Source organism: Mucilaginibacter sp. A3364 (assembly GCF_059690715.1).
Genome location: NZ_JCAWED010000001.1, coordinates 546,822 through 570,685, shown reverse-complemented (window position 1 = coordinate 570,685; position 23,864 = coordinate 546,822). Strand labels below are relative to the sequence as shown.

Sequence of the window (23,864 nt, the reverse complement as noted above, 5' to 3'; positions counted from 1 at the left end):
ATTATGGCATTCCCTGTTTAATGTAGCTATTGTAGGTTAGCCTTCACATCGATATATATTTTATATTTGTAGCAATAAGTTTTACATCAATCTATTTCATGCGCATTAAATACCTGTTATTTATCCTGTTTTTTATCGTAGTAAGCGTTGCCAAACAGGCATCAGCACAGGAATTGTCGTTAGATAAAATTAAAACTGTTAAAGTTGATCAATTATCAGACGAGCAGATCATAACCTTATGGCAAAAAGCGTCGGCCCGCGGTTTATCCGAGCCTGAAATTTATGCCTTTTTAAAGCAGCAACAAATGCCCGAAGCAGAGTTGATGGCACTTAAAGATCGTGTTACCCTTTTAGGATTAAACAGTAAAGCTAAAGCTGCCAAACCCGCTGCATCTACTCCAAAAAAAATAGACCAAACACGTTTTAAAGATGATTCGGTAGGTATACCGCAGCCGCTTCCTAATAACAAACCTGTGGTACAGGCACCCAAACTGGATATTTATGGTTCGGAGTTTTTTAACCAAACCGATGTTAAGTTTGAACCCAATTTTTCGGTTGCTACGCCAAAAAGTTATGTACTGGGCCCGGGCGATGAAGTAATAGTATTATTAACCGGCATGAACGAAACTACGGTGCGCACAACGGTAACTCCCGATGGCAACCTGCAGATACCTTATGCAGGTATTGTATACGCAAATGGCTTCACCATTGAGCAAACCACCAGCTTGGTGCGCTCAAAAATGACCAAAGTGTACCCGGCCCTGCGCAGCGGACAAACGCAATTAACGCTAAACCTGGGCAACACCCGCCGTATTAAGATCAATATTATTGGCGAGGTTAAAAAACCGGGCGGCTTTACACTGTCGTCATTAGCCAGCATTGGCAATGCCTTATATTTTTCTGGCGGACCAAATGCGAATGGTTCCTTGCGTAATGTGCAGTTGATCAGAAACAATAAGGTTTATAAAACGGTAGACTTTTATCCTTACCTGCAAAAAGGGTTGCTGGAAGGTAACGTGCGTTTAGAAGACCAGGATATTATACGGGTACCCGTATACACTAAACGCGTAAGCATTAGCGGACAGGTTAAACGCCCCGCCATATTTGAGTTGAAAGACAGCGAAACGTTGGCTGACCTGATCGGCTACGCCGGGGGCTTTACCGATGTTGCCTACAAAGGCATTGCCAAAATAGACCAGATCAACGAACTGCAACGCGAAGTTAAAGATGTACCGGCCAACCTGTTTGGCAACTATGTACCCCGCAATGGCGATGCCGTAGTTATTGGCTCGGTAACCAACCGTTACACCAACAAGATCATATTAGACGGTTCAGTATACCAGCCGGGCGTTTACGAGTTGACCGCTGGTTTATCGTTAAGCCAGTTGCTGAAAAACGCACAGGGCCTAAAACCCGAAGCTTATTTGGAGCGCGGCGTCATCAGCCGTACGCTGCCTAACCTGGAGAAAACCTCCTTGACATTTGTGCCATCAGAAATTGTTAGTGGCCGAACCGATATTCCGCTGATGCGAGATGACTCGGTTACCATATTTACCCGCGAAGCATTTATACCTAACCAAAAGGTAACTGTTCAGGGTTATGTGCGCAGGCCCAGCATTATACCTTTCCGCAAGGGCCTTAAACTGGCAGACGTTATTGCTACAGCCGGCGGTTTTAACGATGAGGCAGCCGATCATCACGTAGAAGTATCGCGCATTATCAAAAATGAATCAGACAGCGTAGCTACACAACTGGTTACCACCTTTGTAGTTGACATGACCAAAACCAACGCAGCCGATGTGGAGCTTGAGCCTATGGATATTGTTAACGTACCTCGCCTGGTTAACTACCGCGGGCTGGGCAATGTAAGTGTTAAAGGCGAAGTGGTTTTCCCTGGAGATTATGCCGTACAGAAACGCGACGAAACAGCTTCTGAGTTTTTGAGCAGAGCCGGTGGTTTAACCCCTTACGGTTCATTAGAGAATGTGCAGGTTTACAGGCAAGGCGTACGCGTTAATGTCGACCTAACCAAACAAGCCAACAACACGGCGATTAACAAAAACGCCATTTTATTACCGGGCGATAGTATTTACGTGCCTCGTGTAATATCGTATGTCGAGGTATCGGGCGCGGTTAACAACCCGCAGTATATAAGCTATAAAGGCCGTAACTTTAAATATTATATAAACGCGGCAGGTGGTACTAAAGAAAATGCCCGTATAAATGGAGCTTACATTCAATATCCTGATGGTTTGAACCAGCCGGTTAAACATGTGTTGTTCTTTAAAAGCTACCCTAGCGTTAAACCGGGCAGCAAGATCATTGTTCCCGAAAAATCCCCCGAATCAAGGTTTAAATTGGGCTTTGCAGACATAAGCGGTATTGCAACCGCATTAACTGCATTGGTAAGTGTTGTAATTGTTTTAGCCAGGAAATAAAATGAGCCAGGAAAATTTACCTTATCCCTTCGAACAAGAATTTTCTTTTAAAAAGCTGGTTAATGATCGCCTTGCAGATTTAAATTATGTATTGCGTTTTAAAAAGCAATTGGCTATAGCTATAATTATCGGCGCTTTGATAGGCGCTTTTTTAGCATGGTATAAAAAACCAACTTACACCGCCCGCTTAACTTTTGTTGTCGACGATTCAAAATCAGCGAACGGTGCTGGTGGGCTATCAAGCCTTGCAGGGCAGTTTGGTGTAAACATTGGCGCTTTAAGTAATAGCAGTGGTGTATTAGCAGGTGATAACGTGCAGGAACTGGTAAAAAGCCGCAAACTGATAAAAGCTACCCTGCTAACTGCTTATGATAGCACCCAAACTTTAGCTGATAAATATGCAGAGGTTACCAAACTGAGCAAAAAATGGTTAAAGTATAGCCCAGATGGCAAAGTGATACGTTTCCCTCTTAATGGCTTGAAAACTAGCCGTCTGCAGGACAGCTTGATTCACGAAATGATCATCGAGGTGCTTGATGGGGATTTTGGCATTGCCAAGGCTGATAAAAAACTCGACTTTTTTGAAATGAACACCACTATGAAAGATGAAAAGCTTTCGCTGCTGTTTTGTGAGCGAATGATCAAACAGTCGACCGATTTTTATATCACTACAAAAACGAAAAAGTTAAGAAACAATGTTGAGCGCCTGCAACACCGGGCCGATAGTATAGCAACTCTGTTAAACCGTAAAACCTATTCGGCATCATCAGCCAATCAAAACATTATTGATCTTAACCCCGCTTACACATCGGCTAACGCCAATATCGAGGTAAAAGAGCGTGACAAAGTATTACTAAGCAGCATATTTTCTGAAACAGTTAAAAACCTGGAAGCCAGCAAAACCATCCTGGCACAGGAGACCCCAACTGTACAAATTGTTGATGAGCCTGAATTGCCTTTAAAAAAGAACACTTTAAAGTATTACTTCGCTATCCCCGGAGGTATTATTGTAATGTTATTATTCGCTGCTTTCTATCTGCTGATGACGCGCAAACCCGAGACTGCTAAAATCTAAACGATACCCCTAACTCGCCATGGAAATTGTAGGTGGTGTTGTTAGGTATATAATAGTTGCCAGCCGTGTAGTCTTTCAATATCCACTGGTAGTTTAACGATTTGATGTGCTGTAACTTGGCGTTGAAAAGTAGGTTTTTGTAGTTCCACTCGCCATGCAGGCCAAGCGCAATGTCAACCCACTTACGGCTATTGCCGTCAATATCAGGGAAAGCAAATCTTGAAAAATCAACATTGTGCTCATATCGTTCAAAGCTAAAGCCCAATTTTTTAAGGCCGGATATCCAGCTGATATTAAAATTCTGCAAGTTACCGCCTGGGCCTGTACCGGCACCTAATACCTGTCCCTGGTTTGTCTGGCCGTCAAAAACACCATTATGTATGTACCAGGATGCCGCTTCACGTGTTAGCCTATCCGGCGATTGTGCGAGCTGGGTGATCTCGACACCTAACAACAAATGCTCATTGTTGCGTGATCTTAAAGGCAGCATTTTACGCATACCAAAAATATAAGCACGCGAATGATCCGGCGAACCTATAAAGTCACGCAAGTTATAGGAGTTATCATTTAAGCCATATTCAAAATATACCTCGGCCTGTGCTTTGTTAAACAGCCAACGCGAGTAAAACGATGTGTACTGATCCCTGTCAAAGGGATCACCATTCATGCCTACAGTTTGTTTAGAATAGGGAACAAAAAACGGCACATAACCACTAAAGCCTTTCACCGCATAATGATACGCGTTAAATGTTCGGGTTAAACCCAAGGTTAATCCCGGTATCCATTTAGGATGATAGTTTATATTGATACCTGTAAAATAGCGCCAGTCGCCGGGCTTTTGCCTATATAAATTTGTACCAGTTGACGTTTCGGTAGTTAGTAAAGGCGAAAACCCCGATGATATCAATCTGCCACCAATAACCTGTCCTTCAAACTGGCCTAAAATTGTTTTTATCGGCCTAACAGTATGCAAACTAACGTGCTTAAAGCCTGGTGCATTATTACTCAAAATTAATGAATTGTGTATGCCGGGGCCCCACCAAACATTTTCATTAGACAAAGATGCGCCAATAGCACCAAAAGTTAAATTAATGCTGGTTTGCCCTAAAAACACTTGGCTGTAAGTGCCATTTCCAAAACGCTCGGGCCAGTCTATCATATTGCCTAGATAATCGGCGTACGAAACCAGGTCCTCATCGTTATGGCCGGATGCGTAGCCGTTAAAATTTCCGTTATTGGCATACACATACTCGGGCCTGAACTGTATGGATAAAGGTCCCCATTTAAAATAAAAACCCGCGCTAACCATAGTTTGATAACCTTTAGCAGGTATCATCGGGCCATCATTCCACCCGTAAGGATGGTTTGAATTAAACTGCTGCTGTATAGTAACCGGCAATACCTGGAATAAACCCTTACCGTTTGCAAACCGGGTTGGCCTGGCGCTTATCCAGCCGTCGTTTTTTAGTGTACTATCGGGATCAAATATATTATCGCGCTTTAAAGCTTCATTAAATAAAGGCCTGCTGGTAAATGATATTGTTGAATCAACTTTTCCCAACAACTGCATCCGTCGGTAGTAGTCATCCAAAACCGGGGTACCTACTGGTACAGCTTGTGCATTAGCTTTAGTGTAGCCTAAAACACATGAAAGAGCACTTACTATAAAAACAAAATATGATCTTCTCATTAGCTCAGTCATTAAAATCTGTAAGTAACACCGGTTTGTATTTGCAGGTTAAAAGCGTTTGCGCCATTCACCCAGTAATAATCGCCCGGGTTTTGCCTTAAATACCATTGGTAGTTTATAGAATGCACGGCTTGCACCTTCGCGTTAAAAATAAAGTTTTTGTAGTCCCATTCACCGCTAAAGGCCGCGCTTAGGTCAACCCAGTGACGGCGCGGATCGTTACTGTCATAATAGCTATAAAAATACAGGTCGTTATTATGCACATAACGCTCTAGCTGCAGGCCCAACCTTTTCAAACCCTTAACCCAACTTACCTCTACCGACTGCAGGTTGGCCCCCGGGCCAATTCCGGCCCCTAATACCTCGCCCTGGTGTGTGTAGCCCTGGCGTATGCCTTTGCTAACATACCATTGCTCGCCACGCATTATTTTTTCGGCCGATGTTTGCTGCATTTGCGTAACCTCCACCCCTATCAATATATTTTCATTGCTACCTTTTTTAAACGGCAATAGCTTGCGCAATCCAAAGGTATAGGCTCGCGAATCGTCCGGCGATAAGATAGCCTGTGTAAAAGTACCTTCATAGTTGTAATGCCCGAATTCAAAATAAATTTCGGCTTTCTCCTCCGGCCATAACCAACGCATAAACATTGAGTTTAAATGATCTCGCGTGTTGATAGTATTGTCGGGCGCTGTTACCGATTTTATGGGCGAAAAGAAAGGAAGGTAATCTTTTATACCATTTAGATCTTTACCATAAGCTTGCTTTGTTTGTGCCATACCTAAAAACAAGCCGGGTACCCACTTAGGGTGCCAGGTTAATACCATGCCGGTAAGGTATCGCCAGTTATCGGGCTTAGGTACATATAGGCTGGTGCCAAAATAATCCCTATCAGGCACAAGCGGCGAAAAACCCGAATTGGTAAGCCTGCCCCCTATTATTTGCCCCTCAAATGATCCTATAGGCGTTTTAAGCGGGCGTAAAGTATTTAAACTGAAATGAGCAAAACCAGGCGCGTTATTACTCATTAATAATGAGTTGCGCATACCCGGCCCCCACCACAGGTTTTCGGTAGAAACACCTGCTGATAGCCCTTTGTAATTTAAGCGTACGCTGCTTTGCCCCCAATGCGCTCTGAGATATGCTTTGGTGCCAAAACGTACCGGCAGGTCAATGTTATTGTAGGTATCGTAATAGCGCGCTACTATTACGTCATAATGCCTGCTATCAAAAGTCTCAAACCCGGTGTTACCTGCATTTACAAACTCAGGCATCAACTGTATAGATAATATACCATATTGTGCAGTAAAGCCAAGCCTGGCTACTGCCTGCAGGCCTTTCGCGGGTATCATGGCACCGTCATTCCAGCCATACGGGTGGTGGCTGTTAACCTGTAGTTGTAAACTTAAGGGCAGGGCGCTTACTATCAATTTGCCATTGCTGCTATGCCATATATTTTCGGCATTAACGTTGTCGTATTTGGTGCTATCCAGGTAAAAAGCACTTTGCCCCGGGTTAATGCGGCCAGGCGTGATGGGGCGTACCGTGAAAGAAACATTGCTATCCGCGGCGCCACTCAATTGTAAGCGCCGGTAATAATCCTCCAAAGCGGCTGTGCCTACAGGTAGTGTTTGAGCCCGGCTATCAAATACAGCAACAACTGTTAATAAACTTATTGTTATGATCTTCAGGACTCTCATAAAGCAACTGCTTTGATAATGATGTTATCAACCGACCAGCTTTTATCGCATTTTGGATCGGTATGATTGGTTTGATTTAATTGGTCAAGGCACTGCAAAAGCAATGTTGCATCTGCATGTTTAATGGTTTTGGTTATCTGGTATTGCGTTGTACCACCCACAACATTCGCCTGACTGCACACTCCCGGCAAATCAACCCTGAATGCACCGGCGCGCGGGTTATTGTTACTATTTGGATAATTAGCAGGGTAAGATTGGGGTGGACAAATGTTGCCCGGCACGCAGGCCAAATTTGAAAACGTGGTGTTTATATAAGGCGCATTATCGACCAACAATTGCCAAATATCGGGACCATCAGGCTGCAATTGTCCACGCCAGTTATCATGAATATACAGGTCAAAACTAACGGTAAGCAAACTGTGCTTGGGCAGATTGTTAAGCTTTAAAATAAAGCCACCATTATTATACGGCCCTAGTACAGCCGAGCCATTATAGACATTAATAACGCCGTTGCTGATATTTGTTAGATTGGCATTTTCAAAATCATTGCTATAAACAGATGCTTCGCTTGGTACCTGATCTTTACAAGCTGTAAGTATTATGCAAATAGCTGTAAGTAATCGTAATATGTTTTTCATTCAGATAAATCATTTTGCAGGTAGATGATCCGCTCAAAAATAGGCAACATATTACATATAATAGCTTTTAAAGCTATTATTGTTGAGTTGTTTGCCTGTTAAAAAGACTTTTGGGACCCTCCATGGCAAGCCTTACAACAATATATATAAACACCCCTGCCACTAACACCATTATGCTGCTTAGGGTTGATGCAGGTAGCACCACTATTAACAACACATTGATAGCAATTTGTAAAACCGCATAAAGCGAGGCTACAAAAAGGTGCGATAGCCCCCGCTCGTTTACCAGGTATTGATAAAAATGACTGCGGTGCGCTTCTAATACTTTCTCTTTACGGTACATTCTTAACATCAGCGTAATTGCCGTGTCAAGCCCGTACATCAGCAGCAAAAGTATGTAGCCTATATTGTTGGTTTTTATAATGAGTTGTAACAGGAAAAACAAAATAATAAAGGCTATGCTTACGCTACCAACATCGCCGGCAAAGCATTTTGCTTTGGTACGAAAATTAAAGAAGTTAAAAACAACCAATGCCATAATAGGAAATACCAGGTAATTCTCTACAGTAAAAACAACCACATTGCGGTTTATATAAAACAAGGTAAACAGGGTTACCAAACCGTAGCTACCTGTAATACCGTTTATGCCATCCATAAAGTTAATGGCATTAATGGAGCCGATAACGAAAAACAATCCCAGCAATATCAACAGTACCGGCTGCGAGTACATGCCTAATTGATAAAACAGTAAGGCGACTGCAATTAAGTGTATGGTGATGCGCAATTGGCTGCTAACTGGCTTAATATCATCAACAAAACTAATGAAGCTAATTAATAACAGGCCTATTATAAAATAACTATATTCAAGCCCCAGGTAAAAACCGCCCAACAATAAAGAAATAGCGAAAATAATACCACCGCCCCTGATAGTTACCCTGGTATGTGAGCTGCGATGATTTGGCTTATCAATAATATTGAACTTGTCCGCTATTTTAAAATATACCAGTTCCAATACAAAAAGTATACTGCTAAAAATCAGGACGAGGAGAAAACTCATAGAAATTTTGATGAAATTGCTGCGAATTTAACGTTTATTAAATGAATTAGCGGTAATTTCTAATCCTTTAACCGTTGATAGCGGCAGTTGTGAGTGGAAGGCGCTTTTTATCTTGTGGTTACTTACCACATAGTTTTCGGTAAGTTTGGTTAAACGCTCGGTGCTAAGCGGCAAATGCAACACATCGCCCAAACGTGCTAGTAGCTTTATAAATACGGGAGATATTTGCCATAGCTTGGGCTTAACATCTAATGAAGACGCCAAAATAGATACTACTTCGGTTGTGGACAGGGCGTCATCATCGGCAACGTTATATACACCTGCCGGGATGTCGCTACGCTGCAGTAGCTGCCCGATAACAAAGCACAAATTTTGGACGCTTAAAAATGAGCGTTTATTGTTAAATGCCGCCAACGGGTATGGAATGCCTTTTTTTACAAACTGGAACAACAGGTTTAAGTTACCCTTATTACCCGGCCCATGTATCATGCAGGGCCTAAGTATATAGTATTTTTTGCCTGCCGGCAGATGTTGAGCTTGTATATACTGCTCGGCCATTAGCTTTGACTTACCATAATGCGTTTGCGGATTGGGCGTAACATCTTCGGTCAATTCGCTATCGGCAACCGTATCTGCGGCAGCCTTTACCGAACTAACGAAAATAAAGGTATTGGCATCCGATCGCAGAAAGGCATCATAGAGCTTACGTGTAAGTTCGAAATTAACCTGGTAATACTCGTCAGGCTCTGAAGTTTTTTTCAGATCATGCGCCTTACCGGCCAAATGGATGACAGCAGCGGCATTTGCCAATTTATCCGGGCTTGGCGATTGCAGTGCAGCGCGATCAAGTGGGACACAGTTAAATTCATTACTTAGATAGGGCAATAAGTTTTTACCAACAAAGCCTGTTGAACCGGTTATTAAAATGCTCATTTATTAAAATTGGGCAAGCGTTTCTTTATTTATTCTACCACGATCTTTATCAATAAACCATCCCCATTTATTGAAATAAACAATGGCCGACCTAATAAAGGTTTTAAACAGCTTAAAGTTTTTATTAGCCCCACTTTCGTACTCATGATAAACAGAAACTTTAGGAAAATAAACCGTGTCGTACTTCGCAGCGATCCTTCTTGAAAGGTCCCAGTCTTCAAAATACATAAAAAAACTATCGTCGTAAGCCCCTAATTCTTTTATTGCTTTTAAATTTAGTAGGGTAAAACACCCGGATAAAATAGGCGCTTTATAAATTACGTTTTGAGGGACAAATCGCAATTCGTAGTTATCCATAAATTTCTGGGGCCTCTTTAACTTTCTTAACAACACGCTAAGGGGGCTGGGCAACAACTTTGGTAAATTTTGCTTGGTGCCGTCTATGTTAAGTATTTCGGGCATAAGCATGCCAATACCGGGATTGCTAAGCATGTAATCAACCATCGGGCCTATAACATTCCCTTCAAAATGCACATCGGGGTTGATTATAAAGTGACATTTTGAACCTGCGGCTATCGCTTTACTTATCGCAATATTATGGGCAGCGCCAAAACCGGGATTTGAGGGATTGTGTATGTAAACAACCTTTTCATTGTTTACCACATCTTTCAAATCATCCTGTGGCGAGTTGTCTATCAAAAACAATACTACATCCTCTTCAGTTGATAAAAAACTTTTTATCGATTTTAATAAAACTTCCCTGTTGCTGTTATATAAAACTATGGAACCTGATATGTTCATTTACTTCAATAAAAAATTAAAAAGTTGGTCCCAGCTATTTGTTGTAGGTTGCTGTATAGGCAGCGCTTCATGTGCAACGAACTCCGGGTTACCCTTTATAATGCTTAACATCCTTTCGGCCAGCTGCCCGGCATTTGCCGGATCAAAAAACAAAGCTTTTTCATAGTTGCCTAAAGTTTCATGCGCGTATTCAAGATCGGCCAGAATAATAGCCTTTTCATACGTTTTAAACTCAGTTATAGGCAAGCCCCATGTTTCTAATACCGACGGAAAGATAAGGCCATCCGCCTGTTCGTACAGCGAAAACACCTGATCGCGCGTTAGCAAACCAACAAAATCTATCTGCGAAACTTCGTTATACTTATTATAGATCTTTGCAGCATAACCGTTTTCATTCCCGCTAATTGTTACTACAATTTTAAACTGCTTTTCGCCGCCGGCTACCAGTAATTTAGCTGCTTCACAAATTACTTCGATATTTTTAAATGGCCGGGGCAGCGTTGGGTAGCAAAAAGTAACGCAATTTTTTTGTGTAATAACACCAGGCTGGGCTTTTGTTTTAATTATCTGAATATTTGGTGTTGCTACTATAATTTTGCTTTTGGGTATTTTAAACATCCGCGAAAACGCGTTTCGTAACCAACTTTGTTGAACAATAACGTAATCGTTTTTATGAATGTTGATCCGGTATAAAAACTTATAAAATAACTTAAAAAAAAATACGGGAGCCTGGTAAACAAGGTCGCTAAACACAAAGCGCTTGAATGGTGCCGGGTTATGGCAATAAACAACACGTTTTGTTGCTACTATATTTGAAGACATATCATTTACAGAAAACCATAAATAAGGGTCAAGCTGCTTTGATAGCTTTTTGTAATCCCAATACTCATAATACAAGCGATGGAAATAGCTTTCCCTCATCTTCCTGATCTCTATAAATTCAATGTTTTTATAACTTTTGAAATTCTCCAGATCATTAACCAGGGCAATTACGTTAAAGTTAGCTGACAGCACCTCGTCGGCATACGATAAGCAATCTTTCATAATAGAAAGCGTACCACCGCTAAACAGGTTTGCCCCGCTAATTACTATATTCTTCTTCATTAACTCCTTAACCCCTGCTGAATATTTTTTTACTGATTTGGATAACCGGTTTCTCAATTAACACGTGTAACAGCCACGATAATACTACAGAAACACCCACTGTAATTATTAAGGTTATAAACCGGGTTGAAAAATCATCGGTAATATTATTTTGCCTTAAAACATTAAACAGTAGTGGAGATATGATGAGTATAATAATGAAGTGCGATAGGTATAAACAATAAGAAATTTCGCCCAGAAAGACCATTGCCCTAAACTCCAAAAACCGTTGCAGCCGTGCAGAACATAGAAAAATTACCAATAAAAGCCCCACAGATATTTTGAGTAACATACCCGATATGCTTTCGGGAGTTACCACGATGTATTGGTTGGCAAACAAAACTATGGCCAGTAAAAATAAAAGGGATCTTAAAACCATATTCATCTTGCCATACCAGCTTCTCAGCAGATCAAGATTAGCAGCAACCAGTACGCCTAGCGTAAACTCCAGCACCCATTCTAAGACATGAAGCCTTAACAATATCAACACAAATGCAATTAACCAATATTGATTTCGCTTGGCAATTGCAATGAAGAAAGGTATCATCAACGAAATGATCAGTTCTATTGTTAAGGTCCAGTCCTGGTTGATCAATCTGAGTTCAGGCTCCTGCGGCAGCCTCACAACCAGTATTGATTGCTTTATAAGCGACATAACAGAACATTTGCCCTGCCAAAATAATTTGATCCACTCTGTTGCTTCGGGTAATACTTGTATAGTGTTGTAAGCAAATATGTAATTAATGCAAACCCAACTAATTAAAAGTGTCACTAAAAAAACCGGGTAAATGCGCAATATCCTTTTAAGTATAAAATCCCTGTACTTTAAACTTTCATATTTAGCTGTATGCTTAAAATAGGTAAACGATAGCACAAAGCCACTTAATACAAAAAAGTAGGAAACCGCGCCTTTTCCATTCCAAATGGCATGAAAAATTGTTTGATCTAAAAAAGCGATTCCTTTCGGCAAATCGAAAGCGCCTACAAAATGAGAAAATACTACTATCAGTGCAGCAATGCCTCTTGTACTATCTAAATAGTGTAATCTGTTAGCAATCATATTTTAATTTATTTGATATCACAGCTTTATATTTATAGGTAAAGTAATAGCTAAAAACAAAAAAGTACATCTCTGGCGAGAAGTAATGGCCTTCTCTAAACAGCTTGCAAAAAAAATAAGTCAATATGGCCCGTGATATAAAAACAAAGTGTTGCTTCGGACTTGCTTTAATATAATTCTTTTTAATAAACCAAAATACACCAATAATCCCAATTAATCCCAAATCTGATAAGACTCTTAAAAAAAGAGAGTTAGCATCTTTTGAATTTAAATTCATATCGCTTTCAAATTCCTCAACCCCCGGGATAGATGCCAGATATTTATCATGCGATAATACGTGAGAACCCAATCCGGAGCCCAGCAGTGGATTATGACTTAAACTTTGATAGGTTACAAATAAGTTGGACACAAACGAATAAGTGCTTAAATTAACTCCGCTTAGATCGGCTTTGGTTAACGCCTTAGCCGTATCGTCCACACGCAGTTTAAAGTTAGGATAAACCTTATAAAGCCCCACCAGTAAAATTATTACCATAAAAAGCGGGAAGATAAGCCTGGTTACCTTAATTCTTTCGGGCATTAATAAGACGGCTACACCTACCCCCATTAAGCCTAAGCTGGAGCCACTTAATAGCAGAGTTAATAAAATAGTATAGCTTACATAGCGCTTAAACATTGAGTTTTTAAAGCTATAGTAAAACGCCGGCAACATAATGGTTGAGTAATGCGCCGGCTCGTTTAATATACTATGAAACCCTTGAGGCTTCCCTATTAAAATATATGTAGCAAACGGAATAAAACCTATTACGGCAATGTAAAAGGCTAAATAAGTATAGTCTCTAAAAATATCGTCGATCTTGTAAGCAAACAACGAAAAGAAGTTATAGAAATAAAGCGAGACAAAGAAAATTCCGGAGAGTTGGGCCAGTAAATTAGTCACCTGGTTACTGCCCAGTACAATGCTTATAATGCCCGCTACTACCAGGTAACAATATATAAGCAAAAGATTGGTTGATATCTTTATTCTGTTAACAATAAGTAACATAAAAAAGTTTATGCCAATTATTGCGTAAAACAGTTTCAGGTCTATAATAAACCTGGTTAAAAACGCCTCGGTGAAAATTGCGATTAAAGTGCTGTAGTATAAATACCTATTAACTTTCATACACAATTTTTCTAATATAAAATTTTGCGTACGCTATACAATAGTCAACCAAAGCTTTTGTTAAAGAGATATTTGCAGAATGAGTTTTAGCGATGAAAGCTTCCTTTAATGAGAGAACCTGGGTACTGGCACCGCCTATTTGCATACTTGCCATTGCCGAATCAATAAAAGCGGTATTCAATGTGTCTTTAAATCTCAGCAAAAAATCATAGTCGCCGGTCATTTTAAACCTGGTATCATACAAGCCGGCATTTGTATACAAATTTTTATGATGAAAAGACCCGACATGGGCTACACACATATACGTTTTAAATTGAGCCCAGTTCCAGGGCTTTCCAATAGTTCTTACAGTTGTACCGGTTTCATTGATCAAATTCACCTTTGACGATATGTAATCCAATTCATGATCAAAGCTGCGTATTTTTTGATAATATGACGCTAGCGCACCCGGATTATAATAATCATCAGATCCTAAAAATGCCACCCATTGCCCTTTTGCATTGACAACCCCTTTGTTCCAGGCATCATAAATTCCTTTATCGGGTTCTGAAACAATGTACCCAAAGTTGTTCTGGTCGTATGATTGTACAATACCTAGGGTACCATCACTGCTGCCCCCATCAATAATAACAATCTCAAAATCTCTAAAATCCTGACCTACAATACTATCTATAGCCCTTTTTAAGGTCTTTTCAGAATTATAAGTAGCTATTATTATTGAGCAAAAAGGCATCAGGCATTTACTTTGGTTATAAATTTGTGAAAATTATTTTCAAAATATGTCGAAGTAAATTTGGGTTGTTCAAGTAACATATTTTCGCGCCTGGTTTTCACTTCCAGGTCGTTCAAATTTACAGCTTTATCAGCAGCCAGTTTAACCTCTTCAACAGTTGCTGATCTGATTTCGATTCCATACCTATCGATATTGTCAAAACCGTTTTGACGTGTTATAACCGGTATCAGGCCATTTGACAGCATGGTTAATACCGAGCCCGATTGGCCTTCGGAAACCGAAGGCAGGATACCAAAAGAACAATCCTGGGTTATTGTCATAAAATCTTTCGATGTTTGATCAATATATCCTACCAGTATAATGTTCTTGTTTTCTTCAAGCTCTGTTTTGTAGTGCTTCAAAAAGCTATACTCATCGTACGGGCCGCATATGTATACCTTTTCGCTTCTGTTTTTAAAAGCCTCTATAACCAGGTCCAACCCACGGCGCAATTGCCCGGTACTTGATAGATACAGGAAGTTGTTTTTGCGGGCATGCTGTGTTTTAAAGGTGATGTTGGTTACGTTGTTGTAAAAGAAAACCCTTTCCCTGTCAATAGCCGGCCAACTTTCGCGTGTCGCGTCGCTGCCTATCATAAATACATAATCGGCCACAGCAAAGTTATTATTCACCCAGTCCATGTTTGTAAATGGTACATGAAAGCTATCGGTAGTATTTTTTCTTTTTTGCAGGTCTTTTTCGCGTTCGGCCAGCGCGTTGTTATCATACAAAGGGCTGCAACCCGTGGTCAACAATATTTTCTTACAGTCGGCATTTATTTTTTTTGCGATAGTGTGAAAGGTTTTATTGTGGCCAATAAAAATATCGTAGTGCCGGGTATAGTCAATGTTCAGGTCCAGGTAATCATAAAGTTGTATCCGGTATCCAAGCTTCTTCAGAATCTTGCACATCAAATAAACTTTTAAGTACCTGTTATGAGATACGTTAAAGAAAAACTTAAAATCAAACGGAGCCGTAGGGATTAAAACATAACTGATGAGAGCCGTTTTTTTTCCTGAAGGATTGATTGTAATTTTTTTTACAACAGATAAAATTTTGTGTATTACTTTAGTTGCTATCATCCTTCAAAAAATCAATAAATTGTTTGGCATAGGTGGCTGCGTTACTTAACAAAGTTCTGTTTTCAAAATCCCGTTTCTTTAAATTACTTAAAACGGCTGTTAAGCTGGCAACATCTCTTGGTGCGTAGCAGCATATATCGTTTTTAAACTGCTCGTACTCGTTAAGCGTATTTTCATAATAGGTTGCATCGCCGGGTAAAATAACTCCCAGACCCGAAAACAACGCCTCAAAAGTTGTACGCCCGATGCAAGGGTAGGCCTCACCTCTTATCACATAATCCGCCACCGCATAAATACTTTCCACATCGGCAATTTCATCTAAAAATATGATGTTTTTATCAGCCCGGCTTTTCACATTATTTACATAGCTACTTTCGCCGGTACCAACAATTACCAGTACCAGGTTTTCAATTTTATTGCCTGCAATGGCGTCGATAATAAAATCAGTACCTTTTTCGGCATGAATTTTACCTATTAACGCAACGCATATTTTATTGTTAACTGCGTTTTTCAGCGTTACGCTTGTTTCGTTGTTGCGCGCTTGTTTTACCCCCAGCATTGAAAACGGATTATTAAGGACCAGGTATTGCTTTGGCAACTTATAGGTTAAAAATGCCGCATATGTTGCCTGGTCAATAAAGATCATTTTTTTGAGCTTATCTAACCGGGGCTGGATAAAATCTACATCATTAACGTTGTCCAGTATTTCCCGGACGTGTAAAACAGAATTAATGTTGTTCTCGGCAACATCAATAAGCGTTAAGGAGTTTAAGTGAACTGCATCAAATTTCTTCTCTGAAAGAAACCTGCGAAGTTTATGACTGGTTAGCTTCCACCTGTAGTTATACCAATGTTGAAATATCGAATTTCCTTTGCCCTTGTAGTTATTATAAAAGGGTAAATTAAACTCGTAGATAAACTTTTCCGAAACGCCAAACCAGTCGCTTAAATGCGCAAAATTGTTTTTGCCCTTTATTCTGCGCGGAACAATTACATGTATCTCCACATCCGGATGTTGCTCTCGTAAAGCTTCCAGCAATGTTTTTAAACTTCGCGAAGCTCCATAGTAACTTATGTCATTGGTTACGAAAGCGATCTTCATCTGAAAAAACTCATAATTTTATGGTGAAGCCCATCATATGACGGATAATCATAGTGCGACTTGGGTTTGCTGTTCATTATCGCATCAAACTCTTTACGCGTTAAGCCAAATTTTTTGCAGATATATTCGATATCTTCTTCTAAAGATACTTTATCATACAATGGCTTTTTGATACTCTCCAGTGCCTCTTCCCTGGTTAACTGGCCCGATAAAATTAAACACGAATAAAAAGCGCGTCGTTTATCTATACCAAACTTGGTAGGTAAAATATAGGCCTGGTAAAATTTGGTGAAATTTGATTCGTAGTGCTTTCCGGCGTATTTAGTATATCCTATTTTATCAACCAAAAAGTCGGCGGCACTTTCTTTATCATAGTCAATATAATTAAGTAAAGAGATCGCTTTAATTTTAGCCAAAAAACCAAACTTCGAAAATCTACGGCTTCCTGATATGTATCTGTAGATAATAAACGGAATAAACTTAAACATCGGGAATGAGCTTATTTTCTTCCCGTTACCAAATTTTTTGTAGATGGCTTTAATGTTTAACGTATCGTACTTGATATTGTAAAGCCAGCTTTTAGGCATAATACCTTCCGACGTAACGTTGGTACCTACCAGGTAATATTTAATTTTAAACTTTTTAGCAAGCTTATTAATGATCACCCCTATCGCATTATCGGTAAGCATCTCAATATCAACTACCGATGCTTTTAAAAAAGCCAACTGCAACTCCTTAAATTCCTGCCAATTTATAACGTAGGTATACAGGTCGATATCCAGCTTTTTTACGATCTGTTCTATATTTTTCACCGCCAGTTCAGAGTTCCATCCGTTATCTAAATGCACGGCCAATGGTCGTAAGCCAAGGTCTTTAACCAGGTAAGCAACATATGAGCTATCAACACCACCACTTAGGCCTATGATACAATCATAAAGCTGATCTTTTCCCGCTTCTTTAATTTGCGATACTAACAGGTCTGTAGCCTCTTTTTGCTGGTGTTTAGGTATTAATAAATGCTTACATGCATCTTCATATAACTGTACGTGATTACAAACACCATCTTTATCAAAAACAATATCCGGATCACTGGTATCCATTATTGTCCTGGTACATATTTGATAGGGTCTTTCTACCTCGCTTTTATTCATACTTCATTTAATTCTGACTCGTCCGGATAAGTTATCAATACCGCTTTATGTCTCCCGTAAAAAACAAACATGCTTCCGGCAGCTGCAGCAGTACAACCGGTATTATCAATTAATGATTTGATATCATCAAGGTTTCGTGCCCCGCCGCAGCCTATAACAGGTATCTGCACCATATCTGCAATGCTTTTTAGCAACGGCAGGTCATATCCTGAATACATGCCGTCCCTATCAACTGAGTTTATCATTATTTCGCCTACGCCTAAAGCTTCAACTTCCCTTACATAATCAAGCACCTGGGTGTTAATTACCGACCGGGTTGTGTGCGAGTAAATGCCGCCATGCGATACATCAACCGATGCGACAATTGTGCTGGTACCAAAAAGGTTTGTTGCCTCTTTAATAAAGGCTTTATTACTTAACGATGTATTTATAATAATTTTCTCTACGCCTATCCTTAATAACTTCCTGATCTGATCTATTGTTTTTATACCGCCGCCATAACCAAATGGCATAAATGCTTCAGATGCGATATCAGAAATTAGTTCGTAATTGGGCTCAACATTGTGTTTTGAGGCCATTATATCCAGAAATATTAACTCGTCAACCTCTTTTAAATTAAAAATTTTGACGGCGTTAATAGGGTCTCCTATGTAGGTTGGATTTTTGAATTGCTTTGTTTTAACAAGCCCTAAATCCTGTAAGAGTAATACAGGTATTATTCTATTTTTCAGCATTGATATTCACAAAATTTCGCAGCACTTCCATTCCAAATTTATGACTTTTTTCGGGGTGAAACTGCATACCCATTATATTATCTTTTTTAAACGCCGAAACAAAATCCGGCCCATAGCTGCTGTATGCGGCTACATAATCTTTGTTGTTAACAACAACGTAATATGAGTGAACAAAGTAAAACCTGATTTCGCCAAAATCTGATCTGAATATATTGTTTTGAGCTACCGCAGTTGGCTTAATTACATTCCAGCCCATATGCGGAATCCGCAATTTTACCTCATTGTAATTAACAGGAAACTTTTTGGCCGATCCTTCTATCCAACCCAATCCCGGTAAATTTCCTTCCTCGCTACCTTCTGTCATCAACTGCATGCCTAAACAAATGCCCAATACAGGTACTTTATCAACCAAAACTTTTTGGTTTAATACCGGCAATAAGTTTTTCTCTTTAAGATTAAGCATCCCGTCATCAAAAGCCCCAACGCCGGGCAATATCAGTTTTTCAGCCTCTTGTATCCTTACCGGATCATCGGTAATTTCTGACTGAACACCTATCTTTTTAAGCATATTTTTGATAGATCCTAAATTACCCAGCCCATAATCTATTATCGTTATCATGCTAAATGCTTGTTTTTGAATTTTGAAAAATTTGAATTTTTAATAAATCCATTGTACTTATGCTCGCTGGTATGTTTAACGCATTTTTCGGGGTCGAGGTTTTTGATCACCTTAGCCGGATTGCCGCCAATAACGCAATATCCCTGCGGGAATGACTTGGTAACAATGCTACCGGCCCCAACAATGGTATATTCGCCCAGCGTAACGTTCGGAAGTATTACAGAATGCATGCCTAACCAACAGTAAGCACCAATTTCAACTTTTGATGTGCTATCACCTATCCTATTATCGTAAATATCATGGTTTGAGCTGATAATGCCTACCCCCGGGCCAATTTGCGTATAATCGCCAATAAATACCTTTCCGTTGCCTTGTACGTAGCATCCTGGCATTAAGCCAGGCGATGTTTCTATACCTATTTCTATATTTCTGTAGGCTGCAACCTTGCTGGATGGGTGCACCGGCCAGTAAACACCACGGCCCAGCTTAAGAACTTTATAACGCAATATTTGCGATAATGATACCGGCGTTTGGGTTAAACGCGTTTCGTAAACCACCCTGGTTACCGGATTGGAGTTTAATACCATCCAATAAAGTTTCTTAATTATATTTTTAAGCATATCCCTTTGCGAATTGGTATGACTTGATTAGATACACTAAATAGACAAATGAAAAAACTGCTGCTATTAATGTTAAAAAATAGTTGATTGATAACTGGTAATAGGTAGCGTATAAAAACGAGGCACCTAAACATACTAATATGGCTATGTGCAGGTAAAAGTCTAACTTTTGTTTACCCGCTAATACAAAAGTATAGCTTAACGGGCTCGACAAAAATTTGATAAAGAACATGTAGATCAGTATCTGGGCATACTGGCCGGAAATTACCCATTCCTCGCCAAAAATAAACCCAAAGATACTACCGCCCCAAATTGCCACTACAGCTGCCGGCACAATGGCTATTACAAACAGCAGTAAAAATGTTTTACTGTATGATTTACGGCAATTATTATGTTCTTTAAACTCCCTTGTCGAACTTTCCTTAAACACATCTAATACCGCGCTGGAAACGATGGAAAGCGGGAGCTGAATAACCGTTAACAAAAAACCGTAATACCCCACGCTTGCCTTGCTAAAATAAGCCGACAGTATAAAAATTGGCGCCTGGCTTACCAAAGCATTAATCAGATCTGCCGGTAACGAGTACCGGGGAAATTTTGAATACTCTTTAGCAAGAGGCCAGATCATTTTAACTCGCCTGATATGGAATATCTTAGCAAACTTTAAGCTTTTGGCCTCTAATATTATTAAGCTATAAATAATAAACGCCGTTTGCCCGATAAATGCTGCAATTATCAACCCGTTTAAGCCCTTCCACAAAAAACCAATGGCCAAGGTGGTAAGTATTGTAATAATTGATTTTAAGAAGCGATTGGTAGACAGCTCCCTGAAAAAATTTAAATACAAAAACAAATAGGTTATTATTTGAAGTATCGATAGCTGCAAGGCAAAAACCGGAACTAAAAAAAATACGTTATCAAAACTAAAATGTAAAAATACGCTCGCAATTTTTGCGATCGCTGTTCCGCCCAGTATTAAAATACAGTTCGAAAAAATCAACAATGAGCATAAATGGAATAACCTTTTTACGTCAATTTGGTTTTTAGGTAACAGTAAAGCCAGTTCGTATTTACCCGAAAAAAATATTATACAAATATTAGCATAGCTTAATAATATTGAAAACTCACCAAATTGTGTAGGAGTATATAGCCTCGAGAAAACCGGCGAAGCTATTATCGGGAAAATTTGTGTGACAATACTAACTATGACAAGAGATAGACTTTTGTTATTTGCATTAAACTTTGATAACACACTCATTTATTATCTATTATTTTAATAGATATATTCTCTCAATAATATCCACAACTTTTAAACCTTCAAGGGCATTTGTTGATATTCTGTCTCTTCCTTTTAGTACATCAACCACGTTTTCGATAACATAATGGTGGTTAGCTGCCGAACCTTTGTAAGCACCGTAATCGTTACCGGGGTTTGTAGGGGCAAGTTCAGGCATGGTGTAATCTTTTATGTGGCAGTATTCAACCTCATTCATATACTGGCCACCAATTTTTACACTGCCATTTTCGGCAATAATGGTCATGGAGCTTTCCAGGTTTTGGTTCCAAATAGCTGTTGAGTAATTTAGCGACCCCATTCCTCCGTTTACAAAATCGAAGCTTACAAAACCACTGTCTTCAAAGTCGGTAAGGTCTTTATGGGTAAAATCGTTAAACTTGGCTTGTATGTTTTCAATATCGCCAAACAGCCAGTACATAATATCTATAAAGTGCGAAAATTGAGTGAAAAGCGTGCCGCCGTCCAGGTCTTTTTTTCCGTGCCAGCTTTCGGGCTTGTAATACCTGTTATCCCTGTTCCAATAGCAGTTTAACTGAACCATAAATACTTTGCCCAGCTTTCCTGATTCAATCAGTTCCTTGACCCAAACCGATGGAGGCGAATACCTGTTCTGCATTACAGCAAACAACTGTTTGTGTACGTGCAAAGCTTTAAATATTACTTTCTCTGCATCGTTTTTAGTTAAAGCCATCGGCTTTTCAACTACGATGTGCTTTTTTGCCTCCAGGCATTTTAAAGATTGCTCGGCATGGAAACCGTTTGGAGAAGCTATGCTTACCACATCAACCTCAATATCCGAAGCCAGGAAATCATCCACATTGCTAAAAAACGGCACATCATACTTATCAATGCCTAGCTTTGAGGGGTCCTGCACATCAATTAAAGCAACAAGCTCCGACTCTTCATTACGATCGATCATCTCGGCGTGGCGTTTACCGATATGACCACAACCTACTACTGCAAATTTTATTTTTTTATCTGTTGCCATTTTTTATTTCACTCTGGTTACAACACCATTTTCTAATTGATATTCCTGCGCGCTCTCTTCACATACAGCCAAGCCGTTAGCGTCAAATTTTAACCTGTGTCCATATTCGCCAACCCAGCCTAATTGCCTGGCGGGATTACCTACCATTAATGCGTATGGTGCTACGTTTTTTGTAACAACCGCACCTGCACCAATAAGTGCGTATTGGCCTATGTCATGTCCGCATACGATGGTTGCGTTGGCGCCAATAGACGCGCCTTTGCTTACATGTGTTTTTAAATACTGACCGCGCCTGTTAATAGCGCTTCGTGGGTTTGTTACGTTGGTAAACACCATTGACGGGCCTAAAAAAACGTCGTCGTCACAGGTAACCCCTTCATATATAGATACGTTGTTTTGTATTTTTACATTTTTGCCAAGTTTTACTCCTGGCGAGATCACTACGTTTTGACCTATATTACACTTGTCGCCAATTTCGCAATTTGACATGATGTGCGAAAAATGCCATATTTTAACCCCTTCGCCCACAATAGCGCCTTCATCTACTACAGCCGTTTCGTGAATGAAATACTTGTTTTCCATTATTTAAAAAAGTTAATAATATTCTCAATTATATATTCTTGTACCTCTTCTTTCATCTCTGTATGAATTGGCAACGATATCACTTCTTTACACAAACGCTCGGCAACCGGGAAATCACCGGCTTTATACCCATAGGTTAAGTAGGCATCCTGCAAATGTACAGGCACCGGGTAATATATCATCGTAGGTATACCTTTATCTTGCAGGTATTGCTTTAATGCATCACGTTTTCCGGCTTTAACGCGGCAGGTATATTGATTATATACGTGCGTTGAATAAGGCGCTTCAACCGGAAGTACCAGGTCTGTAATTGATGCTAAAGCCCCGGTGTATTTTTTAGCTACCTGTTGGCGCGCTTCGCTATAGTTATTTAAATACTTAATTTTTACATCTAAAACGGCCGCCTGAACGGTATCCAGCCTGGAGTTTACCCCAACAACTTCGTGGTAATATTTTTTACGTTGGCCGTGGTTAGCTATAATGTGTACCTTTTCTCCTAACTCCTTATTCTGTGTTAGCAAAGCGCCGCCATCACCAAAACAGCCTAAATTTTTTGACGGGAAAAAAGATGTTGTTCCTATATCTCCAACCGTACCGGCAAATGCTTTTGAACCGTCTTTAAAAATATACTGTGCTCCCATTGCCTGGGCGGTATCCTCAATAACTGCAAGCTTGTGCTTTTTCGCTATCTCTAGTATCGGCTCCATGTTTGAGCACTGGCCAAATAAATGCACCGGGATTATACCCACTGTTTTGTCAGAGATCAGCTCTTCTAACTGGGTATAGTCAAGTTCAAACGTATCCTCCCGTACGTCTATAAACCTAGGGATAAGGCCCAGCAGCGCAATAACTTCAACAGTTGCAATGTAAGTAAAGGCAGGCACTATAACTTCGTCTCCGGGCTTAAAACCCAGGCCCATCATGGCTATTTGTAAAGCGTCAGTACCATTGGCGCAGGTTATAGCCGCCTCAACATTATTAAAACTTCGTAAGCTTTCGGCAAATTTTTTAACCTGCGGGCCATTAATATAAGCAACGCCTTCTACCGCGTTTATTAAAGCCTCGTCAATTTCCGGTTTGATTTTCAGGTATTGACTTTTCAAGTCAACCATTTGTATGTTTTCCATTAGTACATGTGCATAAATTATGTCACAATCTGCATTGCTATTAGGTTTGTGCGCTTGTGTATCAAGCCAAAATGGCCTGTACCTATTGTT

Annotated in this window: 22 protein-coding genes; 2 read left to right on the top strand and 20 right to left on the bottom strand. The window is 40.0% G+C overall.

Features of this window, described 5'->3' with window-relative positions:
* Positions 1-98: 98 nt before the first annotated feature.
* Together AC59JT_RS02410 and AC59JT_RS02405 are read left to right on the top strand one after the other, a co-directional pair.
* Positions 99-2,438 (top strand): SLBB domain-containing protein, encoded by a 2,340-nt coding sequence (locus AC59JT_RS02410; RefSeq protein ID WP_497395759.1) that lies wholly within the window; start codon positions 99-101, stop codon positions 2,436-2,438.
* A gap of 1 nt (position 2,439) precedes the next feature.
* Positions 2,440-3,513, top strand: a complete 1,074-nt coding sequence (locus tag AC59JT_RS02405; protein ID WP_497395757.1) for a hypothetical protein — start codon at positions 2,440-2,442, stop codon at positions 3,511-3,513.
* Here the strand turns inward: AC59JT_RS02405 and AC59JT_RS02400 are convergent.
* The 20 genes from AC59JT_RS02400 to AC59JT_RS02305 all read right to left on the bottom strand — a co-directional run bounded on the left by AC59JT_RS02400 (position 3,503) and on the right by AC59JT_RS02305 (position 23,774).
* Complete coding sequence (locus tag AC59JT_RS02400) at positions 3,503-5,203, bottom strand: capsule assembly Wzi family protein (protein ID WP_497395755.1); 1,701 nt, start codon at positions 5,201-5,203, stop codon at positions 3,503-3,505. The genes AC59JT_RS02405 and AC59JT_RS02400 overlap by 11 nt on opposite strands.
* An 11-nt stretch (positions 5,204-5,214) precedes the next feature.
* Positions 5,215-6,903 (bottom strand): capsule assembly Wzi family protein, encoded by a 1,689-nt coding sequence (locus tag AC59JT_RS02395; protein ID WP_497395753.1) that lies wholly within the window; start codon positions 6,901-6,903, stop codon positions 5,215-5,217.
* Positions 6,900-7,541, bottom strand: a complete 642-nt coding sequence (locus AC59JT_RS02390; protein WP_497395751.1) for a hypothetical protein — start codon at positions 7,539-7,541, stop codon at positions 6,900-6,902. The genes AC59JT_RS02395 and AC59JT_RS02390 overlap by 4 nt, the downstream gene beginning before the upstream one ends.
* Positions 7,542-7,617: 76 nt before the next feature.
* Entirely contained in the window at positions 7,618-8,598 is a 981-nt protein-coding gene (locus tag AC59JT_RS02385) for an MraY family glycosyltransferase (RefSeq protein WP_497395749.1), read from the bottom strand.
* Positions 8,599-8,625: 27 nt separating this feature from the next.
* A complete protein-coding gene (locus AC59JT_RS02380; protein WP_497395747.1) occupies positions 8,626-9,531 on the bottom strand; it encodes an NAD-dependent epimerase/dehydratase family protein in 906 nt (301 codons plus the stop codon).
* A 3-nt stretch (positions 9,532-9,534) separates the two neighbouring features.
* Positions 9,535-10,332: a glycosyltransferase gene (locus AC59JT_RS02375; protein ID WP_497395745.1), complete on the bottom strand. Its 798-nt coding sequence runs from the start codon at positions 10,330-10,332 to the stop codon at positions 9,535-9,537.
* The gene (locus AC59JT_RS02370) at positions 10,333-11,436 is read right to left on the bottom strand and encodes a glycosyltransferase (protein ID WP_497395743.1); all 1,104 of its coding nucleotides are present in this window, start codon (positions 11,434-11,436) and stop codon (positions 10,333-10,335) included.
* Positions 11,437-11,443: 7 nt separating this feature from the next.
* Positions 11,444-12,535 carry an acyltransferase family protein gene (locus AC59JT_RS02365; RefSeq protein ID WP_497395741.1) on the bottom strand — a complete coding sequence of 364 codons (1,092 nt, stop codon included), beginning with the start codon at positions 12,533-12,535 and terminating at the stop codon, positions 11,444-11,446.
* Positions 12,525-13,538, bottom strand: a complete 1,014-nt coding sequence (locus AC59JT_RS02360; protein ID WP_497395739.1) for a hypothetical protein — start codon at positions 13,536-13,538, stop codon at positions 12,525-12,527. Before AC59JT_RS02360 ends, AC59JT_RS02365 begins: the two co-directional genes overlap by 11 nt.
* A gap of 151 nt (positions 13,539-13,689) precedes the next feature.
* Entirely contained in the window at positions 13,690-14,433 is a 744-nt protein-coding gene (locus tag AC59JT_RS02355) for a glycosyltransferase family 2 protein (protein WP_497395737.1), read from the bottom strand.
* Positions 14,433-15,383 (bottom strand): glycosyltransferase, encoded by a 951-nt coding sequence (locus AC59JT_RS02350; protein ID WP_497395735.1) that lies wholly within the window; start codon positions 15,381-15,383, stop codon positions 14,433-14,435. Before AC59JT_RS02350 ends, AC59JT_RS02355 begins: the two co-directional genes overlap by 1 nt.
* Before the next feature lie 157 nt (positions 15,384-15,540).
* Entirely contained in the window at positions 15,541-16,656 is a 1,116-nt protein-coding gene (locus tag AC59JT_RS02345) for a glycosyltransferase (protein WP_497395733.1), read from the bottom strand.
* Positions 16,653-17,807, bottom strand: a complete 1,155-nt coding sequence (locus AC59JT_RS02340) for an N-acetyl sugar amidotransferase (protein WP_497395731.1) — start codon at positions 17,805-17,807, stop codon at positions 16,653-16,655. The genes AC59JT_RS02345 and AC59JT_RS02340 overlap by 4 nt, the downstream gene beginning before the upstream one ends.
* Positions 17,804-18,541, bottom strand: coding sequence for an AglZ/HisF2 family acetamidino modification protein (locus tag AC59JT_RS02335; protein WP_497395729.1), 738 nt, complete (start codon positions 18,539-18,541; stop codon positions 17,804-17,806). Before AC59JT_RS02335 ends, AC59JT_RS02340 begins: the two co-directional genes overlap by 4 nt.
* Positions 18,528-19,160: an imidazole glycerol phosphate synthase subunit HisH gene (gene hisH, locus AC59JT_RS02330; protein ID WP_497395727.1), complete on the bottom strand. Its 633-nt coding sequence runs from the start codon at positions 19,158-19,160 to the stop codon at positions 18,528-18,530. Before hisH ends, AC59JT_RS02335 begins: the two co-directional genes overlap by 14 nt.
* Complete coding sequence (locus tag AC59JT_RS02325; protein ID WP_497395725.1) at positions 19,157-19,780, bottom strand: acyltransferase; 624 nt, start codon at positions 19,778-19,780, stop codon at positions 19,157-19,159. The genes hisH and AC59JT_RS02325 overlap by 4 nt, the downstream gene beginning before the upstream one ends.
* Positions 19,773-21,038: a lipopolysaccharide biosynthesis protein gene (locus AC59JT_RS02320; RefSeq protein ID WP_497395723.1), complete on the bottom strand. Its 1,266-nt coding sequence runs from the start codon at positions 21,036-21,038 to the stop codon at positions 19,773-19,775. The genes AC59JT_RS02325 and AC59JT_RS02320 overlap by 8 nt, the downstream gene beginning before the upstream one ends.
* Positions 21,039-21,048: 10 nt before the next feature.
* A complete protein-coding gene (locus AC59JT_RS02315; protein ID WP_497395721.1) occupies positions 21,049-22,065 on the bottom strand; it encodes a Gfo/Idh/MocA family protein in 1,017 nt (338 codons plus the stop codon).
* Between the two features lie 3 nt (positions 22,066-22,068).
* Positions 22,069-22,647 (bottom strand): acyltransferase, encoded by a 579-nt coding sequence (locus AC59JT_RS02310; RefSeq protein WP_497395719.1) that lies wholly within the window; start codon positions 22,645-22,647, stop codon positions 22,069-22,071.
* Positions 22,647-23,774, bottom strand: coding sequence for a DegT/DnrJ/EryC1/StrS family aminotransferase (locus tag AC59JT_RS02305; RefSeq protein WP_497395717.1), 1,128 nt, complete (start codon positions 23,772-23,774; stop codon positions 22,647-22,649). Before AC59JT_RS02305 ends, AC59JT_RS02310 begins: the two co-directional genes overlap by 1 nt.
* Positions 23,775-23,864: the final 90 nt, after the last annotated feature.

What these genes read in the sequence shown, in the direction of transcription:
- AC59JT_RS02370 (WP_497395743.1), bottom strand. Translation starts at nt 11,436, where the DNA reads ATGAAGAAGAATATAGTAATTAGCGGGGCAAACCTGTTTAGCGGTGGT.
- AC59JT_RS02410 (WP_497395759.1), top strand. Translation starts at nt 99, where the DNA reads ATGCGCATTAAATACCTGTTATTTATCCTGTTTTTTATCGTAGTAAGC.
- AC59JT_RS02365 (WP_497395741.1), bottom strand. Translation starts at nt 12,535, where the DNA reads ATGATTGCTAACAGATTACACTATTTAGATAGTACAAGAGGCATTGCT.
- AC59JT_RS02395 (WP_497395753.1), bottom strand. Translation starts at nt 6,903, where the DNA reads ATGAGAGTCCTGAAGATCATAACAATAAGTTTATTAACAGTTGTTGCT.
- AC59JT_RS02335 (WP_497395729.1), bottom strand. Translation starts at nt 18,541, where the DNA reads ATGCTGAAAAATAGAATAATACCTGTATTACTCTTACAGGATTTAGGG.
- AC59JT_RS02320 (WP_497395723.1), bottom strand. Translation starts at nt 21,038, where the DNA reads ATGAGTGTGTTATCAAAGTTTAATGCAAATAACAAAAGTCTATCTCTT.
- AC59JT_RS02325 (WP_497395725.1), bottom strand. Translation starts at nt 19,780, where the DNA reads ATGCTTAAAAATATAATTAAGAAACTTTATTGGATGGTATTAAACTCC.
- AC59JT_RS02345 (WP_497395733.1), bottom strand. Translation starts at nt 16,656, where the DNA reads ATGAAGATCGCTTTCGTAACCAATGACATAAGTTACTATGGAGCTTCG.
- AC59JT_RS02350 (WP_497395735.1), bottom strand. Translation starts at nt 15,383, where the DNA reads ATGTGCAAGATTCTGAAGAAGCTTGGATACCGGATACAACTTTATGAT.
- AC59JT_RS02305 (WP_497395717.1), bottom strand. Translation starts at nt 23,774, where the DNA reads ATGGAAAACATACAAATGGTTGACTTGAAAAGTCAATACCTGAAAATC.
- AC59JT_RS02340 (WP_497395731.1), bottom strand. Translation starts at nt 17,807, where the DNA reads ATGAATAAAAGCGAGGTAGAAAGACCCTATCAAATATGTACCAGGACA.
- AC59JT_RS02405 (WP_497395757.1), top strand. Translation starts at nt 2,440, where the DNA reads ATGAGCCAGGAAAATTTACCTTATCCCTTCGAACAAGAATTTTCTTTT.
- AC59JT_RS02380 (WP_497395747.1), bottom strand. Translation starts at nt 9,531, where the DNA reads ATGAGCATTTTAATAACCGGTTCAACAGGCTTTGTTGGTAAAAACTTA.
- AC59JT_RS02355 (WP_497395737.1), bottom strand. Translation starts at nt 14,433, where the DNA reads ATGCCTTTTTGCTCAATAATAATAGCTACTTATAATTCTGAAAAGACC.
- AC59JT_RS02400 (WP_497395755.1), bottom strand. Translation starts at nt 5,203, where the DNA reads ATGAGAAGATCATATTTTGTTTTTATAGTAAGTGCTCTTTCATGTGTT.
- AC59JT_RS02310 (WP_497395719.1), bottom strand. Translation starts at nt 22,647, where the DNA reads ATGGAAAACAAGTATTTCATTCACGAAACGGCTGTAGTAGATGAAGGC.
- AC59JT_RS02390 (WP_497395751.1), bottom strand. Translation starts at nt 7,541, where the DNA reads ATGAAAAACATATTACGATTACTTACAGCTATTTGCATAATACTTACA.
- hisH (WP_497395727.1), bottom strand. Translation starts at nt 19,160, where the DNA reads ATGATAACGATAATAGATTATGGGCTGGGTAATTTAGGATCTATCAAA.
- AC59JT_RS02315 (WP_497395721.1), bottom strand. Translation starts at nt 22,065, where the DNA reads ATGGCAACAGATAAAAAAATAAAATTTGCAGTAGTAGGTTGTGGTCAT.
- AC59JT_RS02375 (WP_497395745.1), bottom strand. Translation starts at nt 10,332, where the DNA reads ATGAACATATCAGGTTCCATAGTTTTATATAACAGCAACAGGGAAGTT.
- AC59JT_RS02385 (WP_497395749.1), bottom strand. Translation starts at nt 8,598, where the DNA reads ATGAGTTTTCTCCTCGTCCTGATTTTTAGCAGTATACTTTTTGTATTG.